This is a genomic window from Ruegeria sp. R14_0, from assembly GCF_017743975.1.
In the GTDB taxonomy this organism is placed as follows: domain Bacteria; phylum Pseudomonadota; class Alphaproteobacteria; order Rhodobacterales; family Rhodobacteraceae; genus Ruegeria.
Window position 1 is genome coordinate 261,033 of record NZ_JAGHRC010000001.1, and the last position, 26,133, is coordinate 287,165.

The 26,133-nt window shown below is 57.0% G+C and carries 25 protein-coding genes and 2 tRNA genes; 17 read left to right on the forward strand and 10 right to left on the reverse strand.

What is annotated here, in order from left to right; translation table 11 throughout:
• The first annotated feature begins 174 nt into the window (after positions 1-174).
• The 5 genes from J7416_RS01265 to J7416_RS01285 all read left to right on the forward strand — a co-directional run bounded on the left by J7416_RS01265 (position 175) and on the right by J7416_RS01285 (position 6,088).
• Positions 175-1,470, forward strand: a complete 1,296-nt coding sequence (locus tag J7416_RS01265) for a helix-turn-helix transcriptional regulator (protein ID WP_209222323.1) — start codon at positions 175-177, stop codon at positions 1,468-1,470.
• A gap of 76 nt (positions 1,471-1,546) precedes the next feature.
• Positions 1,547-1,927: a response regulator gene (locus tag J7416_RS01270; RefSeq protein ID WP_170426611.1), complete on the forward strand. Its 381-nt coding sequence runs from the start codon at positions 1,547-1,549 to the stop codon at positions 1,925-1,927.
• Positions 1,924-2,238, forward strand: a complete 315-nt coding sequence (locus J7416_RS01275; protein ID WP_209222325.1) for a hypothetical protein — start codon at positions 1,924-1,926, stop codon at positions 2,236-2,238. The genes J7416_RS01270 and J7416_RS01275 overlap by 4 nt, the downstream gene beginning before the upstream one ends.
• The gene (locus J7416_RS01280; RefSeq protein ID WP_209222327.1) at positions 2,226-4,904 is read left to right on the forward strand and encodes an ATP-binding protein; all 2,679 of its coding nucleotides are present in this window, start codon (positions 2,226-2,228) and stop codon (positions 4,902-4,904) included. Before J7416_RS01275 ends, J7416_RS01280 begins: the two co-directional genes overlap by 13 nt.
• 77 nt (positions 4,905-4,981) lie before the next feature.
• The gene (locus J7416_RS01285) at positions 4,982-6,088 is read left to right on the forward strand and encodes a FliM/FliN family flagellar motor C-terminal domain-containing protein (protein ID WP_209222329.1); all 1,107 of its coding nucleotides are present in this window, start codon (positions 4,982-4,984) and stop codon (positions 6,086-6,088) included.
• Positions 6,089-6,101: 13 nt separating this feature from the next.
• On the opposite strand, the gene J7416_RS01290 is transcribed toward J7416_RS01285, so the two are convergent.
• The 4 genes from J7416_RS01290 to J7416_RS01305 are packed head-to-tail and all read right to left on the reverse strand — an operon-like array spanning position 6,102 to position 8,292.
• The gene (locus J7416_RS01290; protein ID WP_209222331.1) at positions 6,102-6,533 is read right to left on the reverse strand and encodes a TIGR01244 family sulfur transferase; all 432 of its coding nucleotides are present in this window, start codon (positions 6,531-6,533) and stop codon (positions 6,102-6,104) included.
• 9 nt (positions 6,534-6,542) lie between these two features.
• Positions 6,543-6,974 (reverse strand): DUF6691 family protein, encoded by a 432-nt coding sequence (locus tag J7416_RS01295; protein ID WP_209222333.1) that lies wholly within the window; start codon positions 6,972-6,974, stop codon positions 6,543-6,545.
• Entirely contained in the window at positions 6,974-7,396 is a 423-nt protein-coding gene (locus tag J7416_RS01300) for a YeeE/YedE thiosulfate transporter family protein (RefSeq protein ID WP_170465386.1), read from the reverse strand. The genes J7416_RS01295 and J7416_RS01300 overlap by 1 nt, the downstream gene beginning before the upstream one ends.
• Positions 7,397-7,428: 32 nt before the next feature.
• The gene (locus tag J7416_RS01305; protein ID WP_209222335.1) at positions 7,429-8,292 is read right to left on the reverse strand and encodes an MBL fold metallo-hydrolase; all 864 of its coding nucleotides are present in this window, start codon (positions 8,290-8,292) and stop codon (positions 7,429-7,431) included.
• A gap of 244 nt (positions 8,293-8,536) precedes the next feature.
• On the opposite strand from J7416_RS01305, the gene J7416_RS01310 reads away from it, so the two are divergent.
• On the forward strand, positions 8,537-8,752 hold the full coding sequence (locus tag J7416_RS01310) for a hypothetical protein (RefSeq protein WP_209222337.1): 216 nt from the start codon (positions 8,537-8,539) through the stop codon (positions 8,750-8,752).
• 9 nt (positions 8,753-8,761) lie between these two features.
• Here the strand turns inward: J7416_RS01310 and J7416_RS01315 are convergent, their stop codons facing one another.
• Positions 8,762-8,980 carry a hypothetical protein gene (locus J7416_RS01315; RefSeq protein ID WP_209222339.1) on the reverse strand — a complete coding sequence of 73 codons (219 nt, stop codon included), beginning with the start codon at positions 8,978-8,980 and terminating at the stop codon, positions 8,762-8,764.
• A 161-nt stretch (positions 8,981-9,141) separates the two neighbouring features.
• On the opposite strand from J7416_RS01315, the gene J7416_RS01320 reads away from it, so the two are divergent.
• Positions 9,142-9,408 (forward strand): DUF2312 domain-containing protein, encoded by a 267-nt coding sequence (locus J7416_RS01320; RefSeq protein WP_170426601.1) that lies wholly within the window; start codon positions 9,142-9,144, stop codon positions 9,406-9,408.
• Between the two features lie 14 nt (positions 9,409-9,422).
• Here the strand turns inward: J7416_RS01320 and J7416_RS01325 are convergent, their stop codons facing one another.
• Positions 9,423-10,298, reverse strand: coding sequence for a hypothetical protein (locus J7416_RS01325; protein WP_209222341.1), 876 nt, complete (start codon positions 10,296-10,298; stop codon positions 9,423-9,425).
• 184 nt (positions 10,299-10,482) lie between these two features.
• Here J7416_RS01325 and J7416_RS01330 point away from each other — a divergent pair.
• A tRNA-Thr gene (locus J7416_RS01330) sits at positions 10,483-10,558 on the forward strand.
• A gap of 349 nt (positions 10,559-10,907) precedes the next feature.
• Positions 10,908-12,665, forward strand: a complete 1,758-nt coding sequence (locus J7416_RS01335; protein ID WP_209222343.1) for an ATP-binding protein — start codon at positions 10,908-10,910, stop codon at positions 12,663-12,665.
• Positions 12,666-13,074: 409 nt separating this feature from the next.
• Here J7416_RS01335 and J7416_RS01340 read toward each other — a convergent pair whose 3' ends face one another.
• Positions 13,075-13,557, reverse strand: coding sequence for a hypothetical protein (locus tag J7416_RS01340; RefSeq protein WP_209222344.1), 483 nt, complete (start codon positions 13,555-13,557; stop codon positions 13,075-13,077).
• Positions 13,558-13,756: 199 nt separating this feature from the next.
• Between J7416_RS01340 and J7416_RS01345 the strand changes: the two genes are divergently transcribed.
• Positions 13,757-13,842: transfer RNA gene (locus J7416_RS01345), tRNA-Leu, on the forward strand.
• Positions 13,843-13,850: 8 nt separating this feature from the next.
• On the opposite strand, the gene J7416_RS01350 is transcribed toward J7416_RS01345, so the two are convergent.
• Both J7416_RS01350 and J7416_RS01355 read right to left on the reverse strand, forming a co-directional pair.
• Entirely contained in the window at positions 13,851-14,348 is a 498-nt protein-coding gene (locus tag J7416_RS01350; protein ID WP_209222346.1) for a hypothetical protein, read from the reverse strand.
• Positions 14,341-15,090: a response regulator transcription factor gene (locus J7416_RS01355; RefSeq protein WP_209222348.1), complete on the reverse strand. Its 750-nt coding sequence runs from the start codon at positions 15,088-15,090 to the stop codon at positions 14,341-14,343. Before J7416_RS01355 ends, J7416_RS01350 begins: the two co-directional genes overlap by 8 nt.
• Positions 15,091-15,692: 602 nt before the next feature.
• On the opposite strand from J7416_RS01355, the gene J7416_RS01360 reads away from it, so the two are divergent.
• The 6 genes from J7416_RS01360 (at position 15,693) to J7416_RS01385 (ending at position 24,860) form a co-directional block, all read left to right on the forward strand.
• On the forward strand, positions 15,693-18,362 hold the full coding sequence (locus J7416_RS01360) for a hypothetical protein (protein ID WP_209222350.1): 2,670 nt from the start codon (positions 15,693-15,695) through the stop codon (positions 18,360-18,362).
• Positions 18,363-18,492: 130 nt separating this feature from the next.
• Complete coding sequence (locus J7416_RS01365) at positions 18,493-20,439, forward strand: type I secretion protein (protein WP_209222353.1); 1,947 nt, start codon at positions 18,493-18,495, stop codon at positions 20,437-20,439.
• 74 nt (positions 20,440-20,513) lie between these two features.
• A complete protein-coding gene (locus tag J7416_RS01370) occupies positions 20,514-22,769 on the forward strand; it encodes a type I secretion system permease/ATPase (RefSeq protein WP_209222355.1) in 2,256 nt (751 codons plus the stop codon).
• The gene (locus J7416_RS01375) at positions 22,766-24,118 is read left to right on the forward strand and encodes an HlyD family type I secretion periplasmic adaptor subunit (protein ID WP_209222357.1); all 1,353 of its coding nucleotides are present in this window, start codon (positions 22,766-22,768) and stop codon (positions 24,116-24,118) included. Before J7416_RS01370 ends, J7416_RS01375 begins: the two co-directional genes overlap by 4 nt.
• Positions 24,119-24,198: 80 nt before the next feature.
• Positions 24,199-24,570, forward strand: coding sequence for a rhodanese-like domain-containing protein (locus J7416_RS01380; protein WP_209222359.1), 372 nt, complete (start codon positions 24,199-24,201; stop codon positions 24,568-24,570).
• Between the two features lie 101 nt (positions 24,571-24,671).
• Entirely contained in the window at positions 24,672-24,860 is a 189-nt protein-coding gene (locus tag J7416_RS01385; RefSeq protein ID WP_209222361.1) for a hypothetical protein, read from the forward strand.
• Here J7416_RS01385 and J7416_RS01390 read toward each other — a convergent pair whose 3' ends face one another.
• Positions 24,861-25,619 carry an alpha/beta fold hydrolase gene (locus J7416_RS01390; RefSeq protein ID WP_209222363.1) on the reverse strand — a complete coding sequence of 253 codons (759 nt, stop codon included), beginning with the start codon at positions 25,617-25,619 and terminating at the stop codon, positions 24,861-24,863.
• Positions 25,620-25,708: 89 nt separating this feature from the next.
• On the opposite strand from J7416_RS01390, the gene J7416_RS01395 reads away from it, so the two are divergent.
• A complete protein-coding gene (locus J7416_RS01395) occupies positions 25,709-26,083 on the forward strand; it encodes a hypothetical protein (protein ID WP_209222365.1) in 375 nt (124 codons plus the stop codon).
• Positions 26,084-26,133: the final 50 nt, after the last annotated feature.

The window sequence follows — 26,133 nt, forward strand, 5'->3', positions numbered from 1 at the left end:
TTCAGGGAAAATAGAAGAGGGCGGCGGAATATTTGACGAACTGAATGCCCAAGGCGCGGCCGAGATCGACTGTCGAAACTGTGAAAGCTGTAAAGGGGCTATGAAAACTGACGCCTAACTTATAGAAATATATAGGGAGTTTTGAAAAGGCGTTGCTGCTATGGGTGAAAGTTCATGCGCGATACACTAACGGGCAGCCGGATTCGCGAGCGGCGCCAGATTGCAGGGTTGCGTCAGGCCGAGCTTGCGCGGCAGGTCGGGATTTCGGCGTCTTACCTTAATCTGATCGAACACAACCGTCGCCGGATTGGGGGCAAGCTGTTGGTCGATATTGCCAATGCGCTGTCAGTTGAGCCGTCGCTGTTGACGCAAGGGATCGAGGCGACGCTGATTTCAGCTCTGCGCGAGGCCGCGGCGGATGCGTTGGGGCAGCAAGCCGAAGTGGACGCTCTGGAAGAGTTCGCTGGCCGCTTTCCGGGGTGGGCCGCAGTCTTGGCTCAAATGCACCGCAGGGTGGTTTCGCTGGAGCGCACAGTTGAAACCTTGTCAGACCGCCTGACCCATGACCCGCATCTGGCGGCGTCGATGCACGAGGTCCTGTCCACGGCCGCCGCGATTCGATCTACGGCCGCAATTTTGGCTGAAACGCAGGAGATTGAGCCCGAGTGGCAAGACCGGTTTCACCGCAACCTTCATCAGGATGCCGAACGCCTGGCCGACAGCTCGAAGTCGTTGGTTGCGTATCTGGACGATTCCGAGACAGCCGAGGATCGCCGGGGTGTACCGTCCGAAGATGTCGAGGCATTCTTTGCCGCCAACCGTAACCATTTCCCACAGATCGAAGCAGGCAGTAGCAGCGCTGAGATTGATCTGAGCGCATTGGAATCGCCTGCGGCCCGCACCGTAGCCAAGACCTTTCTGGACGTTTACGCGACGGACGCGCAGGCCATGCCTTTGGAAGACATTCAGAAGGCCTTGGCCGAAGGCGAGCCTGATCCGCTGCGCTTGGCGCGCCGGTTCTCCGTCGACATCGCGACTGTGTTGCGGCGGCTGGCAGCTTTGCCGGACGGATATCAGGGACGACCGACCGGGCTGGTTCTCTGTGACGCGTCGGGCAGTATTTTGTTCAGCAAATCCGTCCCGGGCTTTGCAATGCCCAGGTTTGGCGAGGCCTGTCCGCTCTGGCCGGTGTTTCAGGCGTTGAACCGACCCTTAGTCCCGATCCGCAAGCGAGTTGTTCAACTGGGGCGCACGGCGGCCGAGTTTGATTGCTATGCCTATGCGTGGCCGCAATCGGTTTCGGGGTATGACGATGCGCCCGTTTATCATTCGGTCATGCTGGTCCGTCCTGTGAACGAGGCAGAGCAGAATACACAGCCCGCCACCCGGGTTGGCCCAAGCTGTCGTGTCTGCCCAAACGACACCTGTGCATCGCGTCGCGAGCCGTCGATTCTGAGCGAAGGTTTTTGACAGTTTCCTGACAGAACGCGTAAGCTGACGCGGACAGGTTCGCGGACAGAGCCCGTCACGGGGAGGGATGGAGCATATGAGCCGTAAGGTTCTGTTAATTGAGGATGAGCCGAACATCGCTGAGGCCATCCGTTTTTTGCTGACTCGTGAGGGTTGGCAGGTCGAAACGCACGCAGAAGGGTCGGATGCGATACAGGTGATTCAGGGCGCAAACCCGGATCTGGTCATTCTGGACGTTATGTTACCGGGCAAGAGCGGAATGGAGATTCTGCGCGATCTGCGCGGGCTTGAGGGTATGCAAAACTTGCCGGTTCTGATGCTGACCGCGCGCGGCCAGACGCGCGATCGCGAGATGGCCGAAAACGCAGGGGTTAGCCGGTTCATGACCAAACCGTTTTCCAATGCCGAAGTGCTGACGGCTGTGCGCGACCTGCACGCTCAGGCAACGCGGTCATGAGCGAGAGCGAAGATCGCAAGCCCCAAAGGGCCCGGCCTTCGCTGTTTCTCGAGCGTCAGAGTTACCGCCGCCGCAGGTTGATGGACGCGGCGCGGCTATTACCCATTCTGGGCGCAGCCTTGATCGCGCTTCCGCTTCTGTGGCCGAACCAAACCAGCCCCGAGGATGGCGTGCCGTTGTCCTCGGCGATGTTGTACATCTTTGCGTGCTGGGTTTTGCTGATAGCGGTCAGCTTGGTTTTCGGGTTCGCCGCCAGACGGATGTCCGCACGTGACGATTCCGAAGCAGAGTCGGACCGATGGCTACCCTGAACGTTCTGATCCTTGTTTGCCTTGGCTACGTTGTATTGCTGTTCGGTGTCGCCTTTGCGGCTGACCGAATGGCGGCAGCAGGGCGTGGGGCGTGGTTGCGGTCTCCGCTGATCTACACATTGTCCTTGTCAATTTACTGCACTGCCTGGACCTTTTACGGCGCGGTCGGAAATGCGGCGCGATCGGGGTTAGAGTTCGTGACCATCTATCTGGGCCCGACACTGGTCATGCTCAGTTGGTGGTGGGGGCTGCGCAAACTGGTGCGCGTCGGGCGCAGCCAGCGTGTGACGTCGATCGCGGACCTGATTTCATCCCGCTATGGCAAGTCCAACACGCTGGCGATTTGTGTGACCATTCTGGCCGTGTTGGGCGGCACGCCTTACATCGCCCTTCAGCTTCAATCCATAACCCTGTCATTTTCGATTTTTGCCGAGGCGGATCCTTCGGGCCTTTACCGAGAGGGCTCCAGCGTCTTTTGGGTCGCAGCGGGTCTGGCGATGTTCGCAATCCTGTTCGGCACCCGCAACCTGGACGCAAACGAGCGCCACCATGGCGTTGTGACCGCGATCGCGTTGGAATCCGTCGTAAAGCTGTTCGCCTTGATCGCTGTCGGCATCTTCGTGGTTTGGGGCGTAGCTGGCGGGATTGGCCCGATGATGGAGCGCATCGATGCATCGGAAATCGGACAGTGGAACGTGGATGCCGGGCGGTGGACGACCTTTATCTTCCTGTCCGCTGCCGCCTTCATCTGTCTGCCGCGGATGTTTCAGGTGATGGTTGTCGAAAACGCGGATGAAGGGCATCTGAGAACCGCCGCCTGGGCCTTCCCGCTGTATCTGCTGCTGATGAGCCTGTTCGTCGTGCCGATCGCCGTCGTGGGGCTGGATTTGCTGCCCGAAGGGTCGAACCCCGACCTGTTCGTACTGACTGTACCGCTGTCGCAGGGCAATGACTGGCTTGCGATGCTGTCCTTCATCGGCGGGTTCTCTTCGGCCACATCCATGGTCATCGTCACGGCGATGGCGCTGTCGACGATGGTGTCGAACCATCTTGTCATGCCGATCTGGCTGAGCACGCAGGAAGGGTCGGGCTCGGTCTCGGGTGATGTTCGAAACGTGGTTCTGGTGGCGCGGCGCGTGTCGATCGCTGTCATCATGGCGATGGGTTACTATTACTACCGACTTTCGGGTGGCGGCGCGGCGCTGGCCTCGATCGGGCTAGTGGCCTTTGCAGGCATTTCGCAGATCCTGCCTGCCCTTGTCGGCGGGTTGTTCTGGCGCGGTGCGACGCGGACCGGGGCTTTGGTCGGGCTGACGGTCGGTTTCGTTCTGTGGATCTACACGCTGCTGCTGCCCGGGATGGGTGGTGCCATTATGCCTGACACGGTGCTGCAGAACGGCCCGTTCGGGTGGGGTTGGCTGCGTCCTCAGGCCCTTTTCGGGATCGAGGGAATGGACCCAATGGTCCACACGGTGATGTGGTCACTGTCGCTGAATACCTTTGCCTTTTGTGCGGCATCCTTGCTGAGCTTTCCCAGCCCGCTGGAACGCCTTCAGGGCGCGCAGTTTGTCAACGTCTTTGACCATTCCGTCGCGCCGCGCGGCTGGTCCGGTTCGGTTGCGCAAAGCGAAGACCTTATGATTATGACCCAGCGGATTTTGGGTGCAGGTCCGGCGCAAGAGTTCTTTCAGGCCGAGGCGCACGCCCAGGGCGGACGAACTAGCCTGCCCGAGCCAACGCCGGGATTCCTCGAGCGGCTGGAGCGGGAACTCAGCGGCTCGGTTGGGGCGGCGACCGCCCACGCGATGATCGGGCAGATTGTTGGCGGTTCGTCGGTCTCGGTCGAGGACCTTCTGGCGGTGGCCGACGAATCGGCTCAGATGTTGGAATACTCCAGCCAGCTAGAGGCGAAATCCGCCGAACTCAGCAGGACTGCGCGGCAGTTGCGCGAGGCTAATACCAAGCTGACGCAGATTTCCGAGCAAAAAGACAGCTTCCTCAGCCAGGTGAGTCACGAACTGCGCACGCCGATGACATCGATCCGGGCGTTTTCTGAAATCATGCGGGATAGCGACGGGCTGACCCCGGAAGAACAAACGCGATACGCCGCGATCATCCATGACGAGGCGCTTCGGCTGACCCGCCTGCTGGATGATCTGCTGGATCTCAGCGTTTTGGAAAGTGGCCGGGTGAACCTGAATATGAGCGGCGAGAGCCTGAGTGCAGTTCTGGACCGTGCCGTTTCCAGCGCGCTGGCCGGATCGCGTTCGACCCTGACGGTGCGGCGGGCCCGACAATCCGAACGGATTCCCCTGCATACGGATCTTGATCGGCTTGGTCAGGTCTTCATCAACCTGATTTCCAATGCGCAAAAGTATTGCGATGCCGAGGACCCCGTACTGACCATTTCCGCACATGATGTAGGCGGGCAGGTAGTCATTGATTTCACCGACAACGGCAGCGGTATTCCACCCGAAGCGCAATCGATGGTATTCGAAAAATTCGCTCGGGTCGGTGGTGATAAGGCGGGGGGAGCAGGGCTGGGGCTGGCGATCTGCCGCGAGATCATGCAGCGCTTGGGGGGCGAGATCACTTACCTTCCCGGACAGGGCGGCGCAGCGTTTCGCGTTCGCTTGCCGATGGCGTACCAACAAGCCGCGCAGTAGCGGCATCATAAAGACATTGGTAACCAGCGCCGGGTTAAACCAGATACCGGACTCAGTAACTGAAATCGGTATCCGGGATGACGCAGTCTGTCAGCACAGCTATGGCGCGCAAGCTTTCGGCGGGGCAGGAAGAACAGGGCGAGAAGCCTCGTTCCGTGCTGCGGGCCCTTCGGCTGGCCTTTGCCCGCACCGCAGGCGACCGGTACCAACTACCGCTGACAGTGATCGGGGCAAAACAATCCCATAGGACACCGGACGCACTAGTGCAGGGGATTCGCGCGGATTGGTTGCTGCTTCAGTTCGGCAATGCCGAGGGGATGGCGGCTGCGATTTGCATGGATATGGGCGCGGTCTCGGCGATCGTTCAGGTGCAGACGATCGGGCAGGTCTTGGCAGGCGAACCCGACGCCCGTGCGTACACCGATACGGATGCAGCACTGGTCGCGCCGCTGGTCGAAGAGGCGCTGAGCAGGGCGGTTGGGCTGGTCGAGGCGAGTGCGGATCAGGCCAGCCTGTCGGGGTACGAGTTTCGGGCGCGGCTGGGTGATCTGCGGACATTATCGTTGGCCCTGGTCGAAGATGCCTATCGCGTATTTGAATTGACGGTCGAGCTTGGCGGAGGCCTCAGGCAGGGTCAGGTTTCCGTCCTGCTGCCTGATCTGCCGGCGGAAACAGACGAGGATGAGGCAGATCTGGCCGAGGCTGGCCCGAACCTGGAACAGGCTTCTGGGGTCGTACGCGCCGAGTTGAATACGGTGATCAGCCGGATGTCGCTGCCACTAGCGACGCTATCGAGTCTGTCTGTGGGGGATGTTCTGCCGCTGACTGGGTCGAGGCTGGATCGCGCAGAAATCCTCACAATCGACCGAGGCCGTGCTGCGATCGGGCGTTTGGGTCAATGCGGCGGAATGCGCGCTGTTCGGTTGAACGAATACACTTCGGTCGCGGCACTGGAGCAGTCCGAACTGCCCGAGTTTCTCGAGGCGCGGAGCGCAGGCTCGCCGCCTGAAACTCTGGAAGATGCGATTCAGACCGCCCCCACCCAGGCAGTGGTGCCCCTTGGGGTCGACGGCTTAGGCGACGTAGATCCAGGTCTGAGCTTTGACAGCCCCGATAAGATGGTGGCTGAGATTTCCCAGTTGGCTGGGTTGACTGGGCTAGAGGACGAACCGGGCCTAACCTGATCGCCTTTCGGAATCATTCACCCGTGTTTCGGATGTGGTCCAGCGCCGGGCGCAGATTTTCCAGCATGTAACCAGCTTTGGTCGTGGCCTCCAGGATGTCATCCGTGCTCATGCGGTCGCACTGACCCAAAGCCCAGACAACCGAACAGCGGGTTCCCGAAGCGCAATAGGCCAGAACCGGGCCAGAGCAGCTTTCGGCCAGTTCCCGTTGTAAAGCTACGTTCCCCGGAGTCATGGTCTGGTGCGTCAACTCCAGAACCTCATATTCCATCCCTGCCGCGCGGACGGCTTCGCCAATGGCGTCCGACTGCATCATGGGCGGAACTTCGGCATTTGGACGGTTGCAGATGACCTTAACGAAACCTGCTTCGGCAATGGCTGGGACGTCCTCGACCGTGATCTGAGGCGAGACGGCGTAGCGGGGGGTTATTGGTCGAATCTCCATGGCAATTGCTTAGGCCGCGTTTGCGGTCCTGTCTAGTTGTGCGCCAAGTCCGGGGGCCGCAAACATGCCGGCAATCATGGCCACCAGAAACACAAGCCCGCCCAGGCCGCCATAGGTGATCGACGCGATTGCCGGTCCGGGGCACAGCCCGGCCAAACCCCAGCCCATGCCGAACATAACCGATCCAATGATCAGGCGGCGGTCCAACTCGGGTGGGCTCATCTTTGGAAACTGACCGCCGGCGAGCGGAGTGCGATGGGTTGTCATGCGCCAAGCGATCAGCATCGGCAAGATCGCACCGCCCATTACAAAGGCCAGCGTCGGGTCCCAGTTTCCAAACACGTCCAGCCAACCCTGAACCTTTGTGGTGTCGGTCATACCCGAGATCAAAAGACCGGCGCCGAACAGTGATCCGGCCAGCAGCGAAATCAAAACCCGCATCAGATCAGCCCCCATACGTGGCGCATAAGGGCAATGGTTACCCCACCTGCACCGATATAGATCAGCGTTGCAACGATACCCCGGACCGAAAACCGCGAGATACCGCAGACCCCGTGTCCCGAGGTGCAGCCATTGGCAATGCGCGTACCCGCGCCAACCAAAATGCCGGCAATGACGATCACGGCGATGTTGCTGGTCAGGTGCGTCTCGGGCGCAGAGGAAAGCAAAGGCCGCAGCAGCAACGGCATGGCGATGACGCCCGCAATAAAGCTCAGCCTCTCAAGGGTGCGGTCACTGCCGTCCACGAGCCCGCCGAGGATTCCGCTGGCACCCATGACGCGCCCATTGCCCAGCAGATAGACTGCCGCGCCCAGCCCGATCAGCAAGCCGCCCGCCAGCCCCCATATCCATTCCGTATACATCGATTATCCTTTGATTTCTCGGAAGGTCCGCATCACAGCTTGTTGATCGGGACCTTCAAATACACGTTGCCCTTTTCGTCTGCCGGAGGCATCTGCCCTGCGCGCATATTGACCTGCAGCGACGGCAGGATCAGGCGGGGCATTGGCAGTGTTGCATCCCGTGCATCGCGCATCTCGACGAACTCTTCGATTGTTTTGCCCTGTCCGATATGGACGTTCAGAGCCTTTTGCTCTCCGACGGTTGTTTCCCATGCGAACTCATCGCGGCCGGGCGCTTTGTAGTCGTGTCCGACAAAAATCCGGGTCTCGTCCGGCAGCGACAGGATCTTTTGGATCGACTCGAACAGTTGTTCTGACGAACCGCCGGGGAAATCACAGCGCGCTGTTCCGAAGTCCGGCATGAATAAAGTATCGCCAACAAAAGCTGCGTTTCCGATCACGTAAGTCAGGCAGGCGGGCGTGTGACCCGGCGTGTGCAGAACGTCGCCCCGCATCTGGCCAACGTGAAAGCTGTCGCCATTTTGGAACAGCGCGTCGAACTGGCTGCCATCACGCTGGAATTCGGTGCCTTCGTTGAAGATCTTTCCAAAGGTATCCTGGATCGTCACGATCTGTTCTCCGATGCCGATTTTTCCGCCCAGTTCCTGTTGCAGATAGGGGGCCGCGGACAGGTGGTCAGCATGGACATGGCTTTCCAGAATCCACTCGACCCGCAGATCATTGTCGCGCACATAAGCCACGATTTGGTCAGCTGAACTGGTATCCGTCCGACCCGAAGCGTGGTCGAAATCCAAAACGCTGTCGATGATCGCACAGGCCGTGCCCTCGGGTTCCTGCACGAGGTACGAGACCGTGTTGGTTGCGGGATCAAAAAACGCTTTCACAATGGGTGTCATCTGGTCCTCCGTCCGTGCACCTTAGTTCATATATTAGTTTTGGAATGTGATGCAAGAACCTTCTTCGATTTGATGCGGGTCAAGGCAAGTTAATCCAAATTCGAGTAGAATTTAATCATTCCGCCTTAGGTTACTTATGCCGAGCAGGGGACAGGCAGTTTTCCGCGCGTTTCCGGGTTAAGCTCGGCAAGTCTTAAAACGGTTACCTATATGATGGATTGTAACGCTAACTGGGAGGATCGAGATGTCTATGAATAGCCTGTATTCCGAAGCCGAATACCTGGAGCAAAAGCTGCAGAACGCTTGTCTCGAAACGCGTCTGGCGCTGCAGCCCAGTGTGACCAATGTGATTGATCGGATGCGACAGCAGGGCGTACATGTGCCATCGCGGCTGCGACGGCTGGATGCCGCGTTATGCGAAGATGCAATGGAAGCCCGTTTTGACAATATGCCGATCTGAGGATCGGCTTCAGCTGAACGCAATCCCTAGGATCACCAGCATCAACCCGATCACAGAAAGAAACAGCGACGCCAAATTCCACGGCAGCACGCTTTGAACAGCGGCGCGCAATTCGTCATCTGACAAGCCGGATTTGCGCGCCTTCATCACACGCAGGATACACCAGACCAGGCCCAGCAGGCCGGCAAGCGACAGGGCAGCACCGCCCCAGGTGATGAATTCGAACATGGTGCCCCACATTTCCCAGCAAATCTCCACTGCGCTTAGCGGATCGGTTAGGCGCGCACAAGCCTAACAGGGATTGGATGCTTGCAGCCTGGGCGGTGGCAATGTATCCGGCTACGTGCCGTTGCTAACGCATCAGATCGCAGCCTTTTGGAGAGATGAATATGGAAGACATGACCGAAGATCAGGCCGCAGCCAACTATCGTGTAACCGCGGGCGAGCTGCGTCAGTTCATCGAAAGGTTTGAACGTCTGGATGCTGAGAAAAAGGACCTGGCCGAGCAGCAGAAAGAGGTCATGGCCGAAGCCAAAGCGCGCGGTTACGACACCAAAGTGATGCGCAAGGTCATTGCGCTGCGCAAGCGCGACAAGGACGACATCGCCGAAGAAGAGGCGGTGCTTGAAATGTACAAGGAAGCGCTGGGCATGTGAGCCCTGCACGGGGGTCAGGGTTTCAGAACCCTTACCCCATCCATCGCCTCAAGCGTGGCGACGTCCTGTTCATACAGTTCGGAAAACGCGTCGATGACCTCGCTACTCCAGCCGGGCAGATCCAGTTCTTCCTCAATTTTATCAGGCTGTGCATGGTCTTCCAGAATCTGTGCCAATGCATAGCGCAGCTCGGCCCGGGACTGGGCCGTGTCCTGATCCAGCAGCGCTTTGGCCTGTTCCTGGCCATCGTCAGTCAACAATGAGATCAGCAGGTCGTATTCACCGATGATCTGTACAGCGTCCGGCAGCCCGCCAACGTACCGCATGACGTCACCCCAGATGAACGGAGTATCCTCATTGCACCACAAGGTGATCTTCACCTTCGGAGCGAAATCGCGGATATCTTCGATCATCTCAACCCAGCTGAGATGGCTCAGGTCGTTTTTTCGGATTGTCTCGTTGCGCGTGTCTTCAGGCAGAGACATCAGGTGCTTGGGAATAAAGCTACCGGGGTTCCGAAGCGCCATGAACAGCTCCACCCGGTTTTCTCCGAATGCTTCTTGCAGAACGGACATACGTTTGCCGGCCAGAGGGTAAAACTGACCTTCCGAAAGCCGGGTGTCGGGATCTCCGACAAAGCCTTCGTTGGTAAAAACCGCGCGCTTGATTTCAGGACCCCAAGATAAGCTGCTTCGAAGTGTTTCTATTTCATCCGGCAGAGGAGGGCGGGTGTTCAGCACATGGAATGTCGGTTGGAACAACTGCCGATAGCGACGACGTCCAAAAAACGCCACGCTGTTTTGGGCCAGAGCTTCTCTGTTAGCCTGCAGCGACCTGAGCAACCGCCCATCATCTGTGAATGCCGCGCCCGCATGGATGGCAACCTTCATATTCGGCTCATGTCCTTGCATCCCTATGCCCGTCTGTCGAGTTACAGGCTGTGGATGAGACAGTCAAATCTGGGAACTCACATAACGGTGTTCGATTGCACCACAAGGAAATTTCACATTCCCTAAGTTCCGATGAAAATTGAGGCTTGCAGTCCGCGAAAAGAGACAGTAATCGACACCCAACGCCCCTATAGCTCAGCTGGTAGAGCAACTGATTTGTAATCAGTAGGTCCGCGGTTCGAGTCCGTGTGGGGGCACCACAAACCTTTTAAAATCAATGACTTATAAGATCTCAATGTACGTAAGATGTACGTAAGATGACGTATGGCTGGAATCCGCATATGGGATTCGAATTGATACATAGTCGCCTTTGAACACCTGCTTAGGATTGTGTGTTAAACGTGGCTGGTTCACTTCGACTAGTTCTTTGAACTATGTGGAGGTGTTGCAGCTTCGCTCCATCCGAAGCCCCGCTATCCGTGCAGATCACTACGGTCTGGAAAACCACGGACCTTGGCTTCAAACTGCCGTTAGTTAGTTTCATTGGTTGATGGTTTCAATAACAGCCTGCTTTCCCAAAAAGTAAAATCAATTTTATGAATGCGTGAGATGAGCAAAGTTAAATCTGTCGAGTTCCAAGACTACAAAACCTTTTCAAGATTTACGCTCTCTGCCAGGGAGAAGAATGTTCTGGTTGGGCCGAATAACGCTGGTAAATCAACTGCTTTGGATGCGTTTAGGATTGTCTTTGATGCCCTAAGATATGCTGGGCGAAGAAATGCGTTCTTAAAGACGCAAGGAGACGATGGCGTATGTTCTACTTGGGATGTTCCTGCGTCAGCAATTCAAACAGACCTTCGCTACTGCATTCACAACTTCGGAGATGGGCGGGCAAGGATATCCGTTAAGCTGGAAAATGGTAATACCTTCAAGGTATTGCTGCCCAATGATGGGCCGTTGGAATGCTACTTAAAGACCGATCTTCAACCAAGGAAGAACACACAGTTTTTGCGAGATCAGTTTCCTTTAAACTTGGTAATCGTTCCCACCCTCAGCCCCCTAGAGCAAAACGAAGAATTGGTCTTGCAGGAGACTGTTGAAAGAAACCGCTACGGAAGGCTGGCAAGCAGGAACTTTAGAAATTTTTGGCTTCACAAGAACGAAGCTGAGTTTGAAGCGTTTGCTGATCTTGTTGAACTAGGATGGCCGGGCATCAGGGTAACTCGTCCAGAAATCGAACGTGGAGGAAAACGTCCGGTTGTAAGAATGTACTTTAGAGATGGCCCTCACGTGAGGGAGGTGCAGTGGGCTGGGTTCGGATTCCAGGTTTGGATGCAAACGATGATGCACCTTTCGGCGTCCAACCATTCCACTACCCTCATTCTTGATGAGCCCGACATATACTTGCACCCAGATTTGCAACACCGCTTGTTGCGATTAGCCAGTCAACGTGTAGGTCAGTACTTCATCGCGACGCACTCCACCGAAATTATCAATGATGTCGAGCCAGGCGAGGTGTTGATTGTCCGGCCAGAATCGAGAGGTGCAAAACGCATTCAAGGGGAGGCCGGATATTCGGATGTGTATTCGGCAATCGGAAGTTCAGAAAACGCGCAGTTTGCCCGTCTCGCCAAAACAAAGAAGGTTATGTACTTCGAGGGCAAGGACGCGAAGATTCTATCAAAAATCGCAAAGAAACTTGGCGGAATGGATTTCATTTCAAATTCGTCTGTCACACTAATGAAAACGGATGGTTTCTCAAACTGGTCCCGAGTTACGACTTCGTCATGGGTGTTCGAGAACTTCTTTGGTTTCAAAATACCTGTGTCTGCGGTGTTTGACAGAGATTATCGTTGCGACGAAGAAATCGCAGACTTTCTAAGCGAAGTGAATGTGGGAGACACCCTTTGTCGAGTTCTTCCTCATAAAGAGGTCGAGAACTTTTTGCTTGTTCCCGATGCGATCTTAGCGGTCGTTGAGAAGTATGGCGGCGACTCCCTGCCTGACGGATACGAAGAGCTAGTTATGGACATCATCGGCGCCAGTGTCGAAGAAATGAAGTCCAAGACTTTATCCGCTCGTATCGGAGCCAGAATTAGCTATGAGGTTGGAAAGGGATCCAAAAAGGATATTGCAACTATATCTGCGGAGGAAGAATCTAACTTCACAACGCTATGGAATGACGAAGAGTTTCGATATCGCGTTGTCCCTGGAAAGTCAGTTTTCACAACGATTGCTGGAGAGATTCAGAAGAGGCTAAAAGTTACGATCACGTCATCTCGAGTTATAGACGAGATGACAGCTGCGGACATAAATCCGGAACTTTTCGAGACTCTTAAGGAAATCCAAAAGCATCTAGATGGATGACTAATTCGTCAGCCGGGCGCAATCAAACCAAAGATCGAGTTCATCTATGGTAAATTTCTGACAAACTGGTCTCGGGTCTTAACTGACGGAGGCCCCACATTAGGGTTAGTGTTTTGGTTGAGTCCGATCGTTTGGTGAGGAGTTGAAAGGAGATCGCGCACATAGAAACTTATTTTTGGGGAAATAGAGCGTTACGTCACCTGAAAGGGAGACCATCACCTTTCGGGTAAAAAGACGTAAGATGCACGTAACGAGCTAAATTCCTCACTGTAAGTTGTTGATATTATTGACGTCGGAGTCCGTGTGGGGGCACCACTATCTCTGCAAAGCAAATGATGTCCGAACCTCTGAGCCGTAGTTCAGAATCTATCTGAGGTTCGAAGGCACCTAGGCGCGGCGATGGTGCGCATCAGTTCAGGCCTATTGTTAAGCCAAAAATGTAAAGACTGGAGGGTTCGGTGAGTCGCTGCAGGAATTCGACCCAGTCTTCGTTGAAAATCCGTTCGAACTGGGCGGGGTACTTCCAGACAAGATTATGGAAGGAAAAAGTTGTCAGCAAAACGCCAGCCGTGCAGGCGCCCGCGAATTCTTTTTGCTTTTCTCTCAGAAACTTCGAAATGACGATGCCGGCCATGCTGGCCAACACGATACCGACAAAGTCCTGCGTATTTACCTGACCGGGTTCGGGAACGCCAACAGACAGAAATTGAATGTAACGGGTTAGGAAAACCACCGCGGCGCCCACGGCAAAGGCTGCTACAAAAGCCCCCGGATAGGCCAGGCGTTGCCAGATCGTTTCCTTTCTGGGACCCGGGGCTGTGCTGGCTGCCTGTTCTGCGCGTTCGTTGATCTGCGCGACGCGGTCCTGAAAGGACTTTTGTTCGGTGCTCACGGCGAAACTCAAATGCTTTTTCACTATATGAAAGAGTTAGCGGCTTGGTGCCGCTGCCGCAAGCGCTGTGCAACCCTGACGTGCGGCGTCACAGTCAGGTGCCGGGGTAAATTGAATTTTCCCCGGCGAAACAGATTGTATTCATGATCTGATCGCCTTACTGAGATTTTCAGGTCCAACAGTGGCCTGTCACGCAGGAGCGGGCGTGATGGAATGGTAGACATATCAGACTTAAAATCTGAAGGGCGTATGCCCGTGTGGGTTCGAGTCCCACCGCCCGCACCACGGTGACGTCAGGTTGGAAAGCCAAGTTGGTTGATTAACTTCCAGATATCCCGGTTGGCGTCAGAAAGCTGATCGACGACCTTTTCGATTTCCTTCATCGCATCTTCATCCACAGTGTCCTGGCGACCCATCTTGATGTCCGTTTTCCGGTCAGCGATGCGCATCAGAATCGTCTTTGGATTCCCACTGTCGGGATCGAAGGAATAGATGCAATGGTTGTACCGGTTGCGGATGCCCGAGAGTTTGCTGAGGCGCTGCGTGTGTTTGAGGATGGGATCCCGGATGTCCGGCGGGCGGCCCTCCATCTTGGCCAGCCGCTCGACCAGATCAATTCTGGCGCGCGTCGTGTTCAGCGTCAGGAAGATGATGACCGAGATATCCTTGTTGGTGCGGGTCAACCCCGCGATCAGGTGAATCAACAGGCTTTCCGTGTTGGTCCACATATAGTTCAACTTGCCGACCATAAGGATCAGGCGGTCAAAGCGGGCTTCAAAATCGTCAGTCAACGGTTAGTTCTCTTGCTTCTTCTGGCGCGACCTCGAAAAAGAATTGTGCCGCTGCGGTTCGATTGCTGACACCGATCTTGCCGGCAACATTGTGCATATGCAGTTTGACCGTGTGTTCGGTGATACCCAGATTCGATGCGATGATCTTGTTGCTCTGGCCTTTGGACACCAAACGCAGCACCTGTTTCTCGCGCCGTGTTAGCTTGGAATAGATCGGATGCAGGTCGCCCGGCTTTGTTGGCGCCACCGGCGCATCAGGCGAATGTACCGGGGACTGCGCTACACAATCCGCAAGAAAACAGGGCAGGTACAACTCTTCATGCAGCAATAGGCGCAGGATCGAGCGCCACACGTCCGGCGCAACATTCATCGGCAAGTACCCGATGTCGCCAAACTGACCACGATCCCATTTTTCAAACACAAGGCGCGCGGCTTCTTCCTTGCGGTAAGCAAAGGCGAGGCAGCCGGACCCTGCAATGTCCTTGTAGACATGTGGGCGGTTCAACAGGTCCTCAAGCAGAACCTGATCGACGACGATCACCTTGCCGGCTCCGACGTCTGATCCGTTCGACGCTGGCAGCGCATCGATGGTTTCAACCCGGCGCGTGGTGACGCCGAATTCGTTTTCAACACCTTGGATGGTTTGATCTGAATAGAAGAGTTCTTTGCCGACGAAATTGATCGAGAAGTCTTCGGGATTAGAATCGTTTGGAACAGCACTATCCTGAAACGGAATGCCCATTATTCCCCCCTTATTAACCCACACCGCGAAAAAAAAGCGGCGAAATTGTAAACAGTACTCGTAGAGCAGAATTCGAAGTTACTAACAGTATAGAGGTAGGACTATAGCGGAAAGTTCAAGTTTCAGCAACTTTGCCCGCCATCCTAAAAATCCAAGTTCTAATACTTTCGATTAGGTCAGGTCCGAGTCTTCTCGCTTAAGTAGAGGGAATTGCAGGATTTCCTAAACTGGTGGTTTTAATTTCGCCCGTCAGCCCGGTGTTCCGCGTGTTTTCTGTTACAGAAGTTTTACAGCAATGAAATCAAGCCCCTGCGCGTTCTAGTGCTTTAGGGTAGCTATTCAGATTGCTTCCGGCCTGTAACCATGACCGAGCTTCTATTTCGAAGCCACAAGTCCAGTGTGTCCGCGAATCGCGCATTACCGCGAGCCATTTCCGCAGACACTTTATCGGCTAAGCCGAGAAAGGAGGGTGGGAGATAATTCACTGAAGGAAACCGCATCCAAGCGCGTTTTGCGCTTGCGTGTTGTGACTAGTTTTAACCGCGCCAGTAGCCGTTTTGGAGATGAATGACGGCCCGTGCGCTTAGTAAGTGGAAAATCATATGTCTGATAAACGCACGACAAATAACGTTGCAAATATCGATGAAATCAATGTTGATGAAGCGTATGTGCCTGTATACGCCGACGTAGACGTCGATGAGGCCAATATTGACGCTGACATGACCGAACAGAAGACCAAGGTCGACAACGATCAGGGTCAGGGTCAGGACCAGGAACAGGCTCAGAAGACCAAGGTCGAAAATGAGCAAGGTCAGGGTCAGGATCAGGGCCAAGGTCAAGACCAGGGCCAAGGTCAAGACCAGGGCCAGGGCCAAAACCAGGGTCAAGGTCAGACCAACGGCAACAACGACAACTCGAACTGGGTAAACATTGACTTCGGTGAAGAAGGCATGCCCAGCGACGACGATGTTGTTGATATTGACGCCAATGGGTCCGAATTCGGTGACGTGATCACTGCTGGTGGCGACATCGACTACGATCCCGGCGACGACATGGACCTGTCCATCGACATGAGCGGCACAACCACCGCAATGTCGGCGATCAACAGCCAGTATGCCAGCCTTGAAGACAGTGACACTCTGGAAAATGCCGAAGTGCATAACGACGGTACTTTCAAGCAGATGGGTGACGCGAAAGGCGGCGATGCAAGTGCCGGTGACGGTATCTCTGCTGGCGCTGACGGCGGAAACTCCGGCGACGGTGGCAAAACCTATGGCGGTGACGCTTACGGCGAAACCTACGGCGGACACACTGCGGCCTTTGGTGGTCATAGCGGCGATGCCGACGGTGACGGCGATGGCGGCAACGGTGGCGACTCGGGTGATGCTCTGAACTTCGGTTTGGGTGTCGGACACTCGGAAGCCAGCGCTGACGGCGAAAGCACCGGTGGTGAAGGCGGCGCAGCAGATAGCGCATCCGAAGCCAACAACGAAGGCAGCTCTGAGTCGGACGTCGACTCTGACGGCGGCGAAGGCGGAAACGCCGGATCCATCGGTCTGGGTCTGGGCTTCGGGTCGGCCAATGCCGAGAACGGTGGCGAGTCTGCCGGTGGCGACAACGAGTCGAACGCTGACAACGCAGTTGATGGCGATGCTGACAACGATGTCGATGCCGAAGATGCAAACGGTGGCGGCGGACTGGCCGGTAACCTTGGCGGTGCAATCAACGAGAGCGAATCTGAAGCCGAGAACGGCGATTCGGCCTCGGGTGGCAACGTTGGGCTTGGCCTGGCCGGCGCAGCCTCTGGTGCTGACGCAGACGCAGACGGTGGTGACACCGAAGGCGGCGAAGGAACCGGTGGTGAAGGCAATGGTGACGGCGGCGAAGGCGGCGAAGCCAATGCTGGTGAAGGCACAGGTGGCGCTGGTGACGGCGGCGAAGGTGGCGAAGCCAATGCCGGCGAAGGTGCCGGTGGCGAAGCCAATGCTGGCGAAGGCACGGGCGGATCTGGCTCTGGCGGCGACAGCGGCGAAGCCGACGCTGGTGAAGGCGACGGTGGCGAAGCAAATGCTGGTGACGGCAATGGCGGAGCTTCTGGCCAAATCGACGCGGCGCTTGCAGCACAGAACCAGCAAAACGGTCTGCTGGGTCTGAACAACGGCTCCAACGACGCTTCCAACGGCGGCGGCGACACCAACGACGGTAACCCCGGAACTGGTGGTAAAGCCAACGGTGGAAACGGCCCAGGCGGTGACGCAACAACCGGCGACGGTGACGGCGGTGACGGTGCGGCCGGTGTTGGCGGCAAAGCCAACGGTGGCAACGGTCCTGGCGGTGATGCCACGGGCGGTATGGGCACCGGTGGTGATGGTGCCACAGGCGTTGGCGGCAAAGCTGACGGCGGAATGGGTACCGGTGGCGACGGCACAGGTGCAGCAGGAACCGGAGGCGACGCTGGCGACGCCAACGGAACCGGCGGTACAGCTGCTTCGCAAGCTGGTGCGCAGGGCGTAGGTGACCAGAACGCTGCTGGTCCGGTCGTCACGCAAACACCTGGCGATGCAACCGGTGAAGCCGACAATAACCAGGACGCACAAGTCAACGCTGGTGACGGTGGAACCAACAACGCTGACGGGTTCGCACAAGCTAACGGTACCGGTACTGCAACTGCAGACGGTGTTGGTGGCGGCGGCGGTGCCGTGCAGCAGGATGCAGCATCCACAGGTACGGGTGCCGGATCTGCTGACGCCAACAACGAAGCCGGTGACGGCGGCATGTCCGACGTCTTCTCGACCGCGGATACTGATGGTTCGGCAGACAGCATGGCAGAAGCCATTGCCGGATACGGCGGCGACTCGATGTCGAACAACGACGCACACTCGACCGGAATGGGCAGCGCCACTGGTGCAGCACAATCTGGTGTTGGTGGCGGCGGTGGAGCCGGAGCCGGATACGGTGGAACCACTGGCAGTGCCGCAGGCAATGCGACCGGTGGTGCGACCTACGGTGCTGACGTCGACGGTGGCGCTGCATCGGGTGCATACTCGGGTGCAGGCGGAACCGGCGGTGACGCAGGTACGTGGGGCTCGGGCAACCAAGGCGACGGAATCGTCAACGGTGAGTCCTATGCATCGGCAGCTGCCGTGGTCGATACATCGGCGTTCAACCAGTCGATCGTCATGGGTGCCAACGTTCTTGGCAACTCGGTCGATACGACAATGGTTGGCGGTTCGATGACCGCGACCAGCAACAGCGACGACACGGACGTGTAAGTCGCAGTCAGGGCCCGAATTATCGGGCCCCGACCCATTTCCATAAAACTGCCGAGGCCGTATCGGGCGGCCTCGGCGCAACAAACCCAAACCGGAAATTTCAGGCCGGAGAGGGGAAAAGGAAACCGATATGTCTCTCGACAGTATTACAGAAACGATTGCGCATTTTGTTGGAACCTTTGAACTTACTATTGAACAAGCTCGTCTGCGTGATGAGTATCAGGAATTTGTAGCGCTGCGGCGCAAGAACGAATTGGAAGAACTGGAAGATCCGACCACAATTCGGGTCAAAGCCAATCTGAAGCTTGATCCAGGCGAATACGATCCACTCCCGTACAAGCTATTGCCGCCTGCTGCTGATCTTCCTTTGCCTCCGGTCCCGAATGGACCGCTGGAAATTGCTCAGATGATTTCGGGCCCGGGTTTTGGACCCGACCCCTATGTGCCGGCCGTTCAACTGGGCGAGGCCCAGACCGTTATCGTCGTCCCGGATCCGCAGGTTGCGCCGCTGATTATCGGCTCGGCTGTGACCTACACGTTCCAGACAATTGTCATGAACGACAACGATGTGATCGGCCAAGGCGTGTTCCGCGACCTTGAGCTGCAGATCGCCCAAGGTCAGGAGATGCTGGACGTCGCGCTGTCGATGCATGCGATTGTGACCCCATCCCTGAACATCGAAGATTACCAATCGCTCGAGTATCTCGAAAGCCTGGCCGACCAGATGCAGTCGCCGATGGTTTCGCAGATCGAGGGCGTGACCGTTTACCAGTTCCACGGCGAGGACGCCCTGGGCATTTTCGTGAACGGTGAAAAAGTGGATGAGATGCCGGACTGGAACGATCTGTTGCCAGCCCATCACCAGACTGACGAAGAAGAGGAAGAAGAGGGCGATACGCCTGACATGACGCCCGACGAGTGGGACCGGTCGGATGACGAGGAATTCGGCGAAGGTCACACGGTAATCGCTGGTGGAAACCTTGCAGTCAATCAGGTCGACATCACGTTGGCCTGGGTTGATGCGCCTGTGATCGCGGTGGGCGGCAAGTCTGTCAGCCTCACGGTTGTCAGCCAGGTGGCGGTTGTATCGGACGTCGATCAGGGCGGACCCGGCGTACAAAGCAGCACAAATGTAGTGCAGTCAGCGCACATAGGAACCGAAGCCAGCGAAGCCTGGTGGGTTGAAGACAATGTCTCGGAGTCAAGTGCGGACCCGATTGTCTCGGTCACTTGGATTCAAGGTGATCTGTGGGTCACCAACTTTATCAAGCAAGTGATCGACGCCACGGATATCGACAAGATCAGCACTGAACTCTCGGCCTCGACCAGCCTGTACACCTTGGGTGACAACGTGTTGACCAACGTGACCAACATCATTCAGCTGGGCAACTTCTACGACCTGATCATGATTGGCGGGAACATGGTTTCCGTCGATGTGCTGCACCAGACAATTGCCTTGATGGATGATGACGTCTACGGCAGCGGCACGCCGGATCAGGAAGGCAATGAAAACCTGGTCATGAACCAGGCGTCTGTGACGGCCACCGGCGAGGACACGCTGGAAGAGCTGGACATGCCGCACGCAGAGGCGCTGACCCTTCAGCAGGTCGACCGCGAAGCGTTTGAGGATGCTCTGACGTCCAACCCCGACTATGCAGGGATGGAGTTGATCCGCGTTCTCAACATCGAAGGTGATCTGGTGCAGGTCAATTCTGTCGAACAGATCACATTGTTGCAAGATCAGGATGATATGACGGTCGAAGGAGCCGAAGCAGTCAATGCGGCGGTAAATGGCGCTGGCAATGCTCTGCTGAACGCCGCAAACATTACCAAGACTGGCGTCGACTCGACCGTGATGGCGGGGGGAGGAGAGTATTCCGACCTTCTGATTCACCAAGCGTCACTGCTCGATATTCCCGATCAGGAAGACGTCTCCGAGATCGCAAATGAAGCGATCGCCATACTTATGGAAGAAACGGCAGCGGCTGGCGATGAAGCGATCGCTCAGGCGCAGTCGAACCTGACACCGTCCGAGATGGCAGGCAGTGATGATGCGCTGCAATCCATGCTGGCGTAAATTTTATATCCGTTTCGGTCGATTCATGTTAGCGTAAAGACTGTATTTGTTGCGAGTGCTCCGAAAGTTTTAAAATGTCGATTGTTTTTTCGTCGCGTCGTTCTCCTGATGCCAGCCCGCTTGATATTGAGGGCGTTGGTCAACCTACGCAGCCAGATGGCAGCGATAAGTCCCAACAACAAACAGCAAAGGCGCCCAGTTTGCGTCTAAACAAAAAAATGCGTGTGCCAGAATCTGAAGGCAGTCCCAAAGCGACTGCCAAGCAGGAAGAGTCTGTCGCCGCAAAAGCTGTGAAGCCCAAAAAGAAAGCGACTCAACCCAGATCTGAACCACCAATACGCGCCGCAGCTTCCCCCCGGCGCGCTCAGTCGCAGCCCGATCAAGACCAGAATGCCCAGGGCCGCGACGCTGGGGTGGCCGAGGATGCCTCAAGCCCCGATCCTGAAACCGCTACGGAAACGACAGCGCGAGCGACCCCTCAATCGCGCTCGAAGGGCGGTGAACGCATAGGTGCCACAATCGAGGCTAAGGCGAACGAGCCGATGCAACTCCGAAAAACGGGCGGAGGTGACGGCAAGGGGCCACCCCAGACTTTCCACAAGCGCACTCCTCCAGAGGATTTCCAGAACACGCTGCGCACGTCGCTGCGCGCAATCTGGCGCAATCTGGCCTTTGTTCTGGTGCTGACCTGCGCCACGAACATTCTGATCCTTGCGATCCCGATTTACCTGTTCCAGATCAGTGACCGGGTATTGACCAGCCGGTCGCTGGACACACTGATCATGCTGACGGCCATCGTCGCTGGTGCGGTGATCTTTCAGGCGGCTTTTGATGCGGTGCGTCGCTTTATGCTGATGCGCACTGCGGTTGAGGTGGCCGCTCGGTTGGGCGCACCTGTTCTGAGTGCCGCAGCCCATGCTTCGTTGCATGGCAATGGTCGTGAATACCAGACATTGGGCGATCTGCAGCAAGTGCGTGGGTTCCTGGTGTCGGGAACCCTGATTTCATTCTTGGATGTGCCTTTCGCGCCCTTGTTTATCCTGATGATCTTCCTGGTGCATCCGCAGCTGGGATCCATCGTGATCGTAACTGCGTTGTTGCTGATGATCATCGCGTTCGTGAACCAGAAAATGACCGCCAAACCGTTTGCAGAGGCGAACCGGGCACAATCCATGGCGAACCAGCATTTGGACTCGATGGCGCGCAACAGCCAGATCATCAACGCGCTTGCGATGATCCCCGAGGCGGTACGCATCTGGGGCCGGGACACAGCGCAATCGTTGACCTGGCAAGTGCGCGCGCAGGACCGGAACGTGATTTTCGCTGCAATCTCGCGCGCTGTACGCCTGTTGACGCAAATCGCCATTCTGGGCTGGGGCGCGTTCCTGGCGCTGCAGGGTGAGATCACTGGCGGTATGGTCATCGCGGCCTCGATCATCGCTGGGCGGGCCTTTGCACCGATCGAAGGGTCGATCGAAGGCTGGAACTCATTCCTGCTGACCCGCGCAGCCTTTGGGCGCATCCGGAACCTGCTGTCCAACTCGGCTCTGCAATTCGAAAAACTGCGTCTGCCGCGCCCCGAAGGGCGCATGGATGTGGAACGTCTGCTGTTTGTACCGGGTGGTACCAAGCGCGTTGTCCTGAACGGAATCAGTTTTTCGCTGAACCCCGGTGAGACACTCGCCGTGATTGGGAACTCCGGTGCAGGCAAGACCACGCTGGGCAAGACGCTGGTGGGCTCGATCCTGCCGACATCCGGCAGTGTCCGGTTGGACCTGATGGACATCCGCAACTGGGATCCGCGCCAGTTCGGCGAAAGCATCGGCTACTTGCCGCAGGATGTGCAGCTGTTCCCCGGCACGATCAAAGACAACATCGGCCGGATGCGCGCGGATGCGACGGATGAACAAATCCACGACGCCGCCGTTCTGGCTGATGTGCACAACATGATCGCCACCCTGCCACAGGGGTACGAGACTGTGGTGGCTGCCGATGGCTCACCGCTGTCGGGTGGTCAGAAACAGCGCATCGCACTGGCGCGCGCCTTCTTTGGCAACCCACGCATGGTTGTTTTGGACGAACCAAACTCGAACCTGGACGTGGCTGGGGATCAGGCGCTGTCCCGCGCGATCGCGCAGGCCAAGGCAAACAAGATTACCGTTGTGGTGATCACTCAGAAACCAACACTGTTGAATGTTGTCGACAAGATCATGCTGCTGACGGATGGCCGCGTGGCATTGTTTGGTCAGCGTGAACAGGTGCTGCAGCAGTTGAATGCGTCGCGGGGCAACAGGCCCGGCATTCAATCACAGCAAGGGGGTCCGGCATGAATGAACTTGTCCCAGTAAACAACGATCCCAAGGACCCAACGGTCTGGTATGCCGAGGTTCCGCGCTCGATCAGCCGGTTCGTGGTGATCGGCTTGATTATGTTGGTGGTCTGCTTCGGCGGATTTGGCATCTGGTCCTTCCGCGCGCCTCTGGCCGCGGCCGTGATTGCGCAAGGCAGTTTTGTTGCCACAGGTCGCAACAAGATTGTGCAGCACCTCGAAGGCGGCATCATCGACGACATCAAGGTGATCGAAGGTCAGACGGTCAAGCAGGGTCAGGTTCTGATGACCCTGGACCAAACCTCGGCCGAGGCGAATGAGCGCGAACTGTTCGTCCGCAAAATCCGCCTGCAGGCGATGACTGAACGTTTGTCGGCCGAGTACAACGAAAAAGAACGGCTGGAGTTCTCGCCCGAATTGATAGAAGCGTCGGATGACGTCGAAGTCATGGGCATTCTGGATGGGCAAAAGATCAGCTTTGACGTGTCCCGCAAAACGCTGCTGAACGACATCGCCCTGCTGCAACGCAACATGGAGGCGCTCAAGATCCGTTCCAGCGGTTTTGAGGCGCAGCTGGACAGCATGATCCGGCGTTCGGAAATCCTGCAGGAAGAGTTCGAAACCAAAGAGGCCCTGTTCGAAAAGGGATTGGTGCGCAAAGGCGATTTGAACACGATCCGCCGCGTTCAAGCCGAAGCGGAAGGCCAGCAGGCGCGTCTGATGGCCGAAACAGCCGAAATCAACCAGATGATCCTGAAGTATGAAGAACAGATCACCCGCACCCGCTCTGCCTATCGCGAAGCGGCGCTGGACGAACTGGGTGTCATCGAAGCCGATCTTGAAAGTGTTCGGGAAAAAAGCCGTCAGGCCCGCAGCGTTCTGGAACGGGCGGTGGTTCGGGCTCCGGTTTCCGGTACCGTGGTGCGCCTGCATTACCATACAGCAGGCGGCGTAATCGAAACCGGTGAGCCTATTGCCGAAATCCTACCCTCGGACGCGCCTCTGATCATCGAGGCTCAGGTACCCCGGACCGAGATCGACAGCGTTGTAACTGGTCAGCAGGCCACCGTTCGACTGGTGGCGCTGAACCAGCGCACGACGCCGGTGCTGAGTGGCGAGGTCTTTTATGTCTCGGCGGACGCATTGGTCGAAGATTCGGCTGGTGTCCCGCAAGAGGTCTATCTGGCGCGTATCTCGCTGGCCCCGGAAGAGATGGACCGCGTGCGTGGATTCGTTCCCACGCCGGGCATGCCGGCCGAGATCATGATCCAGACCGAGGAGCGCACCTTTGCGGCCTATATCGCAAAGCCCGTGACAGACAGTATGTCGCGCGCCTTCCGCGAGCACTGATTGCCCAATCGGGCAATCAGTCTGCGCATTCTCGATTTTGCGTGCTAGCATCTGGTGAGATTCACCAGAGGGGACCTTTCATGCCATTGACCGTAAGCCAGATGATGGAGGCGGCGAACGCTGTCGTCGCACGGGTTGATACAAACGGGGCCAAAGACCTGATCGGGCAGGGCGCGCTGCTTTTGGACGTACGCGACGCGATCGAGTTGCAGCAGACCGGTCGCGCCAAAGGCGCACATCACATCCCACGTGGCATGTTAGAGTTTCGCGCTGACGATAGTCTGAAGTCTCACGATCCCGAACTGCGCAAGGATCGGGCCATTGTGCTGTATTGCGCCGCAGGCAGCCGGGCGGCATTGGCGGGCAAGCTGTTGAAAGATATGGGCTATGAACAGGTCTACAACGTTGGCGGCCTGCCAGACTGGATCAATGGTGGTGGCGAGGTCACGTGAGTTTCGGACCCAGTACCACCAAAATCTGACGCAGATCAAGGCACCTAATATTCCAACTATGTAATGTAATCTTCGGGCTTCAAACATAAGGAAAACGGAAGATGCTACGCCTTGCCGCCATACTCTATTCCCTGATCGCAACCGCCTTGGCCGGTTCAGCCGTTATCGCGGTCCTTACCGCCGGGCTTGTATCAACGGTTGCGATTGTTTCGGCAGCTGCGGCAGGTTGCCTTGCCGCGTTGCCAGCGTCCTGGCTGGTTGCGAAACGTCTGTATCAAAACGCTGCCTGATCAGGCGTTGAGGAATGTCCTGACGGCCGCTTCGAATTCACGTGGTTTCTCGGCGTGGAGCCAATGGCCCGCGCCGGGGATCTTTGCAAATCGCGCAGCCGGGAACAGGGTGCGGACCGTGTCGCGGTGTTCAGGCAGGACGTAATCTGACGCACCGCCCGACAGGAACAAAGTCGGACCGTTCCATGACGCACCCGTTTCGGGGAAACCCATGATCTTGGGCATCTCTGCCGCCAGCGTGTCCAGGTTCAGCAGCCATCGCTTTCCCTTGATATCAAGGGATTGCGTAAAAAAGCTCTGCAGCGCTTTTTCGACGCCTTGCGCTGCCAGTTGACCCTCGGCGTCAGACCGGCGTTCGATGGTCGAGAAATCGACAGCGCGCATAGCGTCGATGAACTGGATCTGGCTGTGCGTATAGGTGACCGGCGCAATGTCCGCGACCACCAGTTTGCGCACCAGATCACCGTGCCCAAGTGCCAGCATCATCGCGGCCTTGCCGCCCATCGAATGGCCGACGACGTCTGCTTTCCCTCCGATATGCTCAATCACCTCGGCCAGATCGGCAGCCAGTTCGGGATAGCTGTGCTGGTCTGTCCAGGCGCTGTAGGCATGATTGCGCATGTCCACGGCCACGACCTGCCGCTCATCCGACAAACGCCGCGCGATGACCCCCCAATTGCGGGCCGACCCATACAGGCCATGCGCAATCAAAAGAGGAGGATTCGAGGTCGGTTCGCCGTGGATGATCGTGTTCAGCATATGGCCGTGATACCTTCACCCGTTTCAAACAGCCAGCCCCATTGTCGACCCCGCTGCCCGAGGTTACATTCCGCGCGCAGGAGGGCGTCATGACGCAGACAACGGATATCCAAGGCCAGATCGCGGACACGGTGCAATTGTTGCGTGCGAAGCTTGGCATAAAGGACAAGACGCTGACGGCCTCGGTTCGCAAGGCCAAGCGCCGCCTTCCGCGCAGGATTTACAAGCAGGCAATGCTGCTCGCCCGGGCCGAACAGATGGCTGCACATCCGAAATTGCGGTTGGTGCTGGACACGCCCAAACTGGCGCAGGCATCTGAAGAGGTTCAGACCCATCTGACCGCAATCAATCTAGCGGATCGTCGCTGGGGCTGGTTCCTCAGCTTTCTTGGATCGCTCGCGCTGGGTTTTCTGGCCCTGTCGGCATTGGTGCTGGTCGTTCTGCGCTGGCGCGGGTTTATCTGAACGCAAAAAAAGCGACGCCCATTGGGGGCGCCGCCTGTGTGTCATCAAGC

Excerpts from the sequence above, each read along its gene's own strand:
- J7416_RS01265 (WP_209222323.1), top strand. The coding sequence starts at position 175 with ATGCGCGATACACTAACGGGCAGCCGGATTCGCGAGCGGCGCCAGATT.
- J7416_RS01270 (WP_170426611.1), top strand. The coding sequence starts at position 1,547 with ATGAGCCGTAAGGTTCTGTTAATTGAGGATGAGCCGAACATCGCTGAG.
- J7416_RS01275 (WP_209222325.1), top strand. The coding sequence starts at position 1,924 with ATGAGCGAGAGCGAAGATCGCAAGCCCCAAAGGGCCCGGCCTTCGCTG.
- J7416_RS01280 (WP_209222327.1), top strand. The coding sequence starts at position 2,226 with ATGGCTACCCTGAACGTTCTGATCCTTGTTTGCCTTGGCTACGTTGTA.
- J7416_RS01285 (WP_209222329.1), top strand. The coding sequence starts at position 4,982 with ATGACGCAGTCTGTCAGCACAGCTATGGCGCGCAAGCTTTCGGCGGGG.
- J7416_RS01290 (WP_209222331.1), bottom strand. The coding sequence starts at position 6,533 with ATGGAGATTCGACCAATAACCCCCCGCTACGCCGTCTCGCCTCAGATC.
- J7416_RS01295 (WP_209222333.1), bottom strand. The coding sequence starts at position 6,974 with ATGCGGGTTTTGATTTCGCTGCTGGCCGGATCACTGTTCGGCGCCGGT.
- J7416_RS01300 (WP_170465386.1), bottom strand. The coding sequence starts at position 7,396 with ATGTATACGGAATGGATATGGGGGCTGGCGGGCGGCTTGCTGATCGGG.
- J7416_RS01305 (WP_209222335.1), bottom strand. The coding sequence starts at position 8,292 with ATGACACCCATTGTGAAAGCGTTTTTTGATCCCGCAACCAACACGGTC.
- J7416_RS01310 (WP_209222337.1), top strand. The coding sequence starts at position 8,537 with ATGTCTATGAATAGCCTGTATTCCGAAGCCGAATACCTGGAGCAAAAG.
- J7416_RS01315 (WP_209222339.1), bottom strand. The coding sequence starts at position 8,980 with ATGTTCGAATTCATCACCTGGGGCGGTGCTGCCCTGTCGCTTGCCGGC.
- J7416_RS01320 (WP_170426601.1), top strand. The coding sequence starts at position 9,142 with ATGGAAGACATGACCGAAGATCAGGCCGCAGCCAACTATCGTGTAACC.
- J7416_RS01325 (WP_209222341.1), bottom strand. The coding sequence starts at position 10,298 with ATGAAGGTTGCCATCCATGCGGGCGCGGCATTCACAGATGATGGGCGG.
- J7416_RS01335 (WP_209222343.1), top strand. The coding sequence starts at position 10,908 with ATGAGCAAAGTTAAATCTGTCGAGTTCCAAGACTACAAAACCTTTTCA.
- J7416_RS01355 (WP_209222348.1), bottom strand. The coding sequence starts at position 15,090 with ATGGGCATTCCGTTTCAGGATAGTGCTGTTCCAAACGATTCTAATCCC.
- J7416_RS01360 (WP_209222350.1), top strand. The coding sequence starts at position 15,693 with ATGTCTGATAAACGCACGACAAATAACGTTGCAAATATCGATGAAATC.
- J7416_RS01365 (WP_209222353.1), top strand. The coding sequence starts at position 18,493 with ATGTCTCTCGACAGTATTACAGAAACGATTGCGCATTTTGTTGGAACC.
- J7416_RS01370 (WP_209222355.1), top strand. The coding sequence starts at position 20,514 with ATGTCGATTGTTTTTTCGTCGCGTCGTTCTCCTGATGCCAGCCCGCTT.
- J7416_RS01375 (WP_209222357.1), top strand. The coding sequence starts at position 22,766 with ATGAATGAACTTGTCCCAGTAAACAACGATCCCAAGGACCCAACGGTC.
- J7416_RS01380 (WP_209222359.1), top strand. The coding sequence starts at position 24,199 with ATGCCATTGACCGTAAGCCAGATGATGGAGGCGGCGAACGCTGTCGTC.
- J7416_RS01385 (WP_209222361.1), top strand. The coding sequence starts at position 24,672 with ATGCTACGCCTTGCCGCCATACTCTATTCCCTGATCGCAACCGCCTTG.
- J7416_RS01390 (WP_209222363.1), bottom strand. The coding sequence starts at position 25,619 with ATGCTGAACACGATCATCCACGGCGAACCGACCTCGAATCCTCCTCTT.
- J7416_RS01395 (WP_209222365.1), top strand. The coding sequence starts at position 25,709 with ATGACGCAGACAACGGATATCCAAGGCCAGATCGCGGACACGGTGCAA.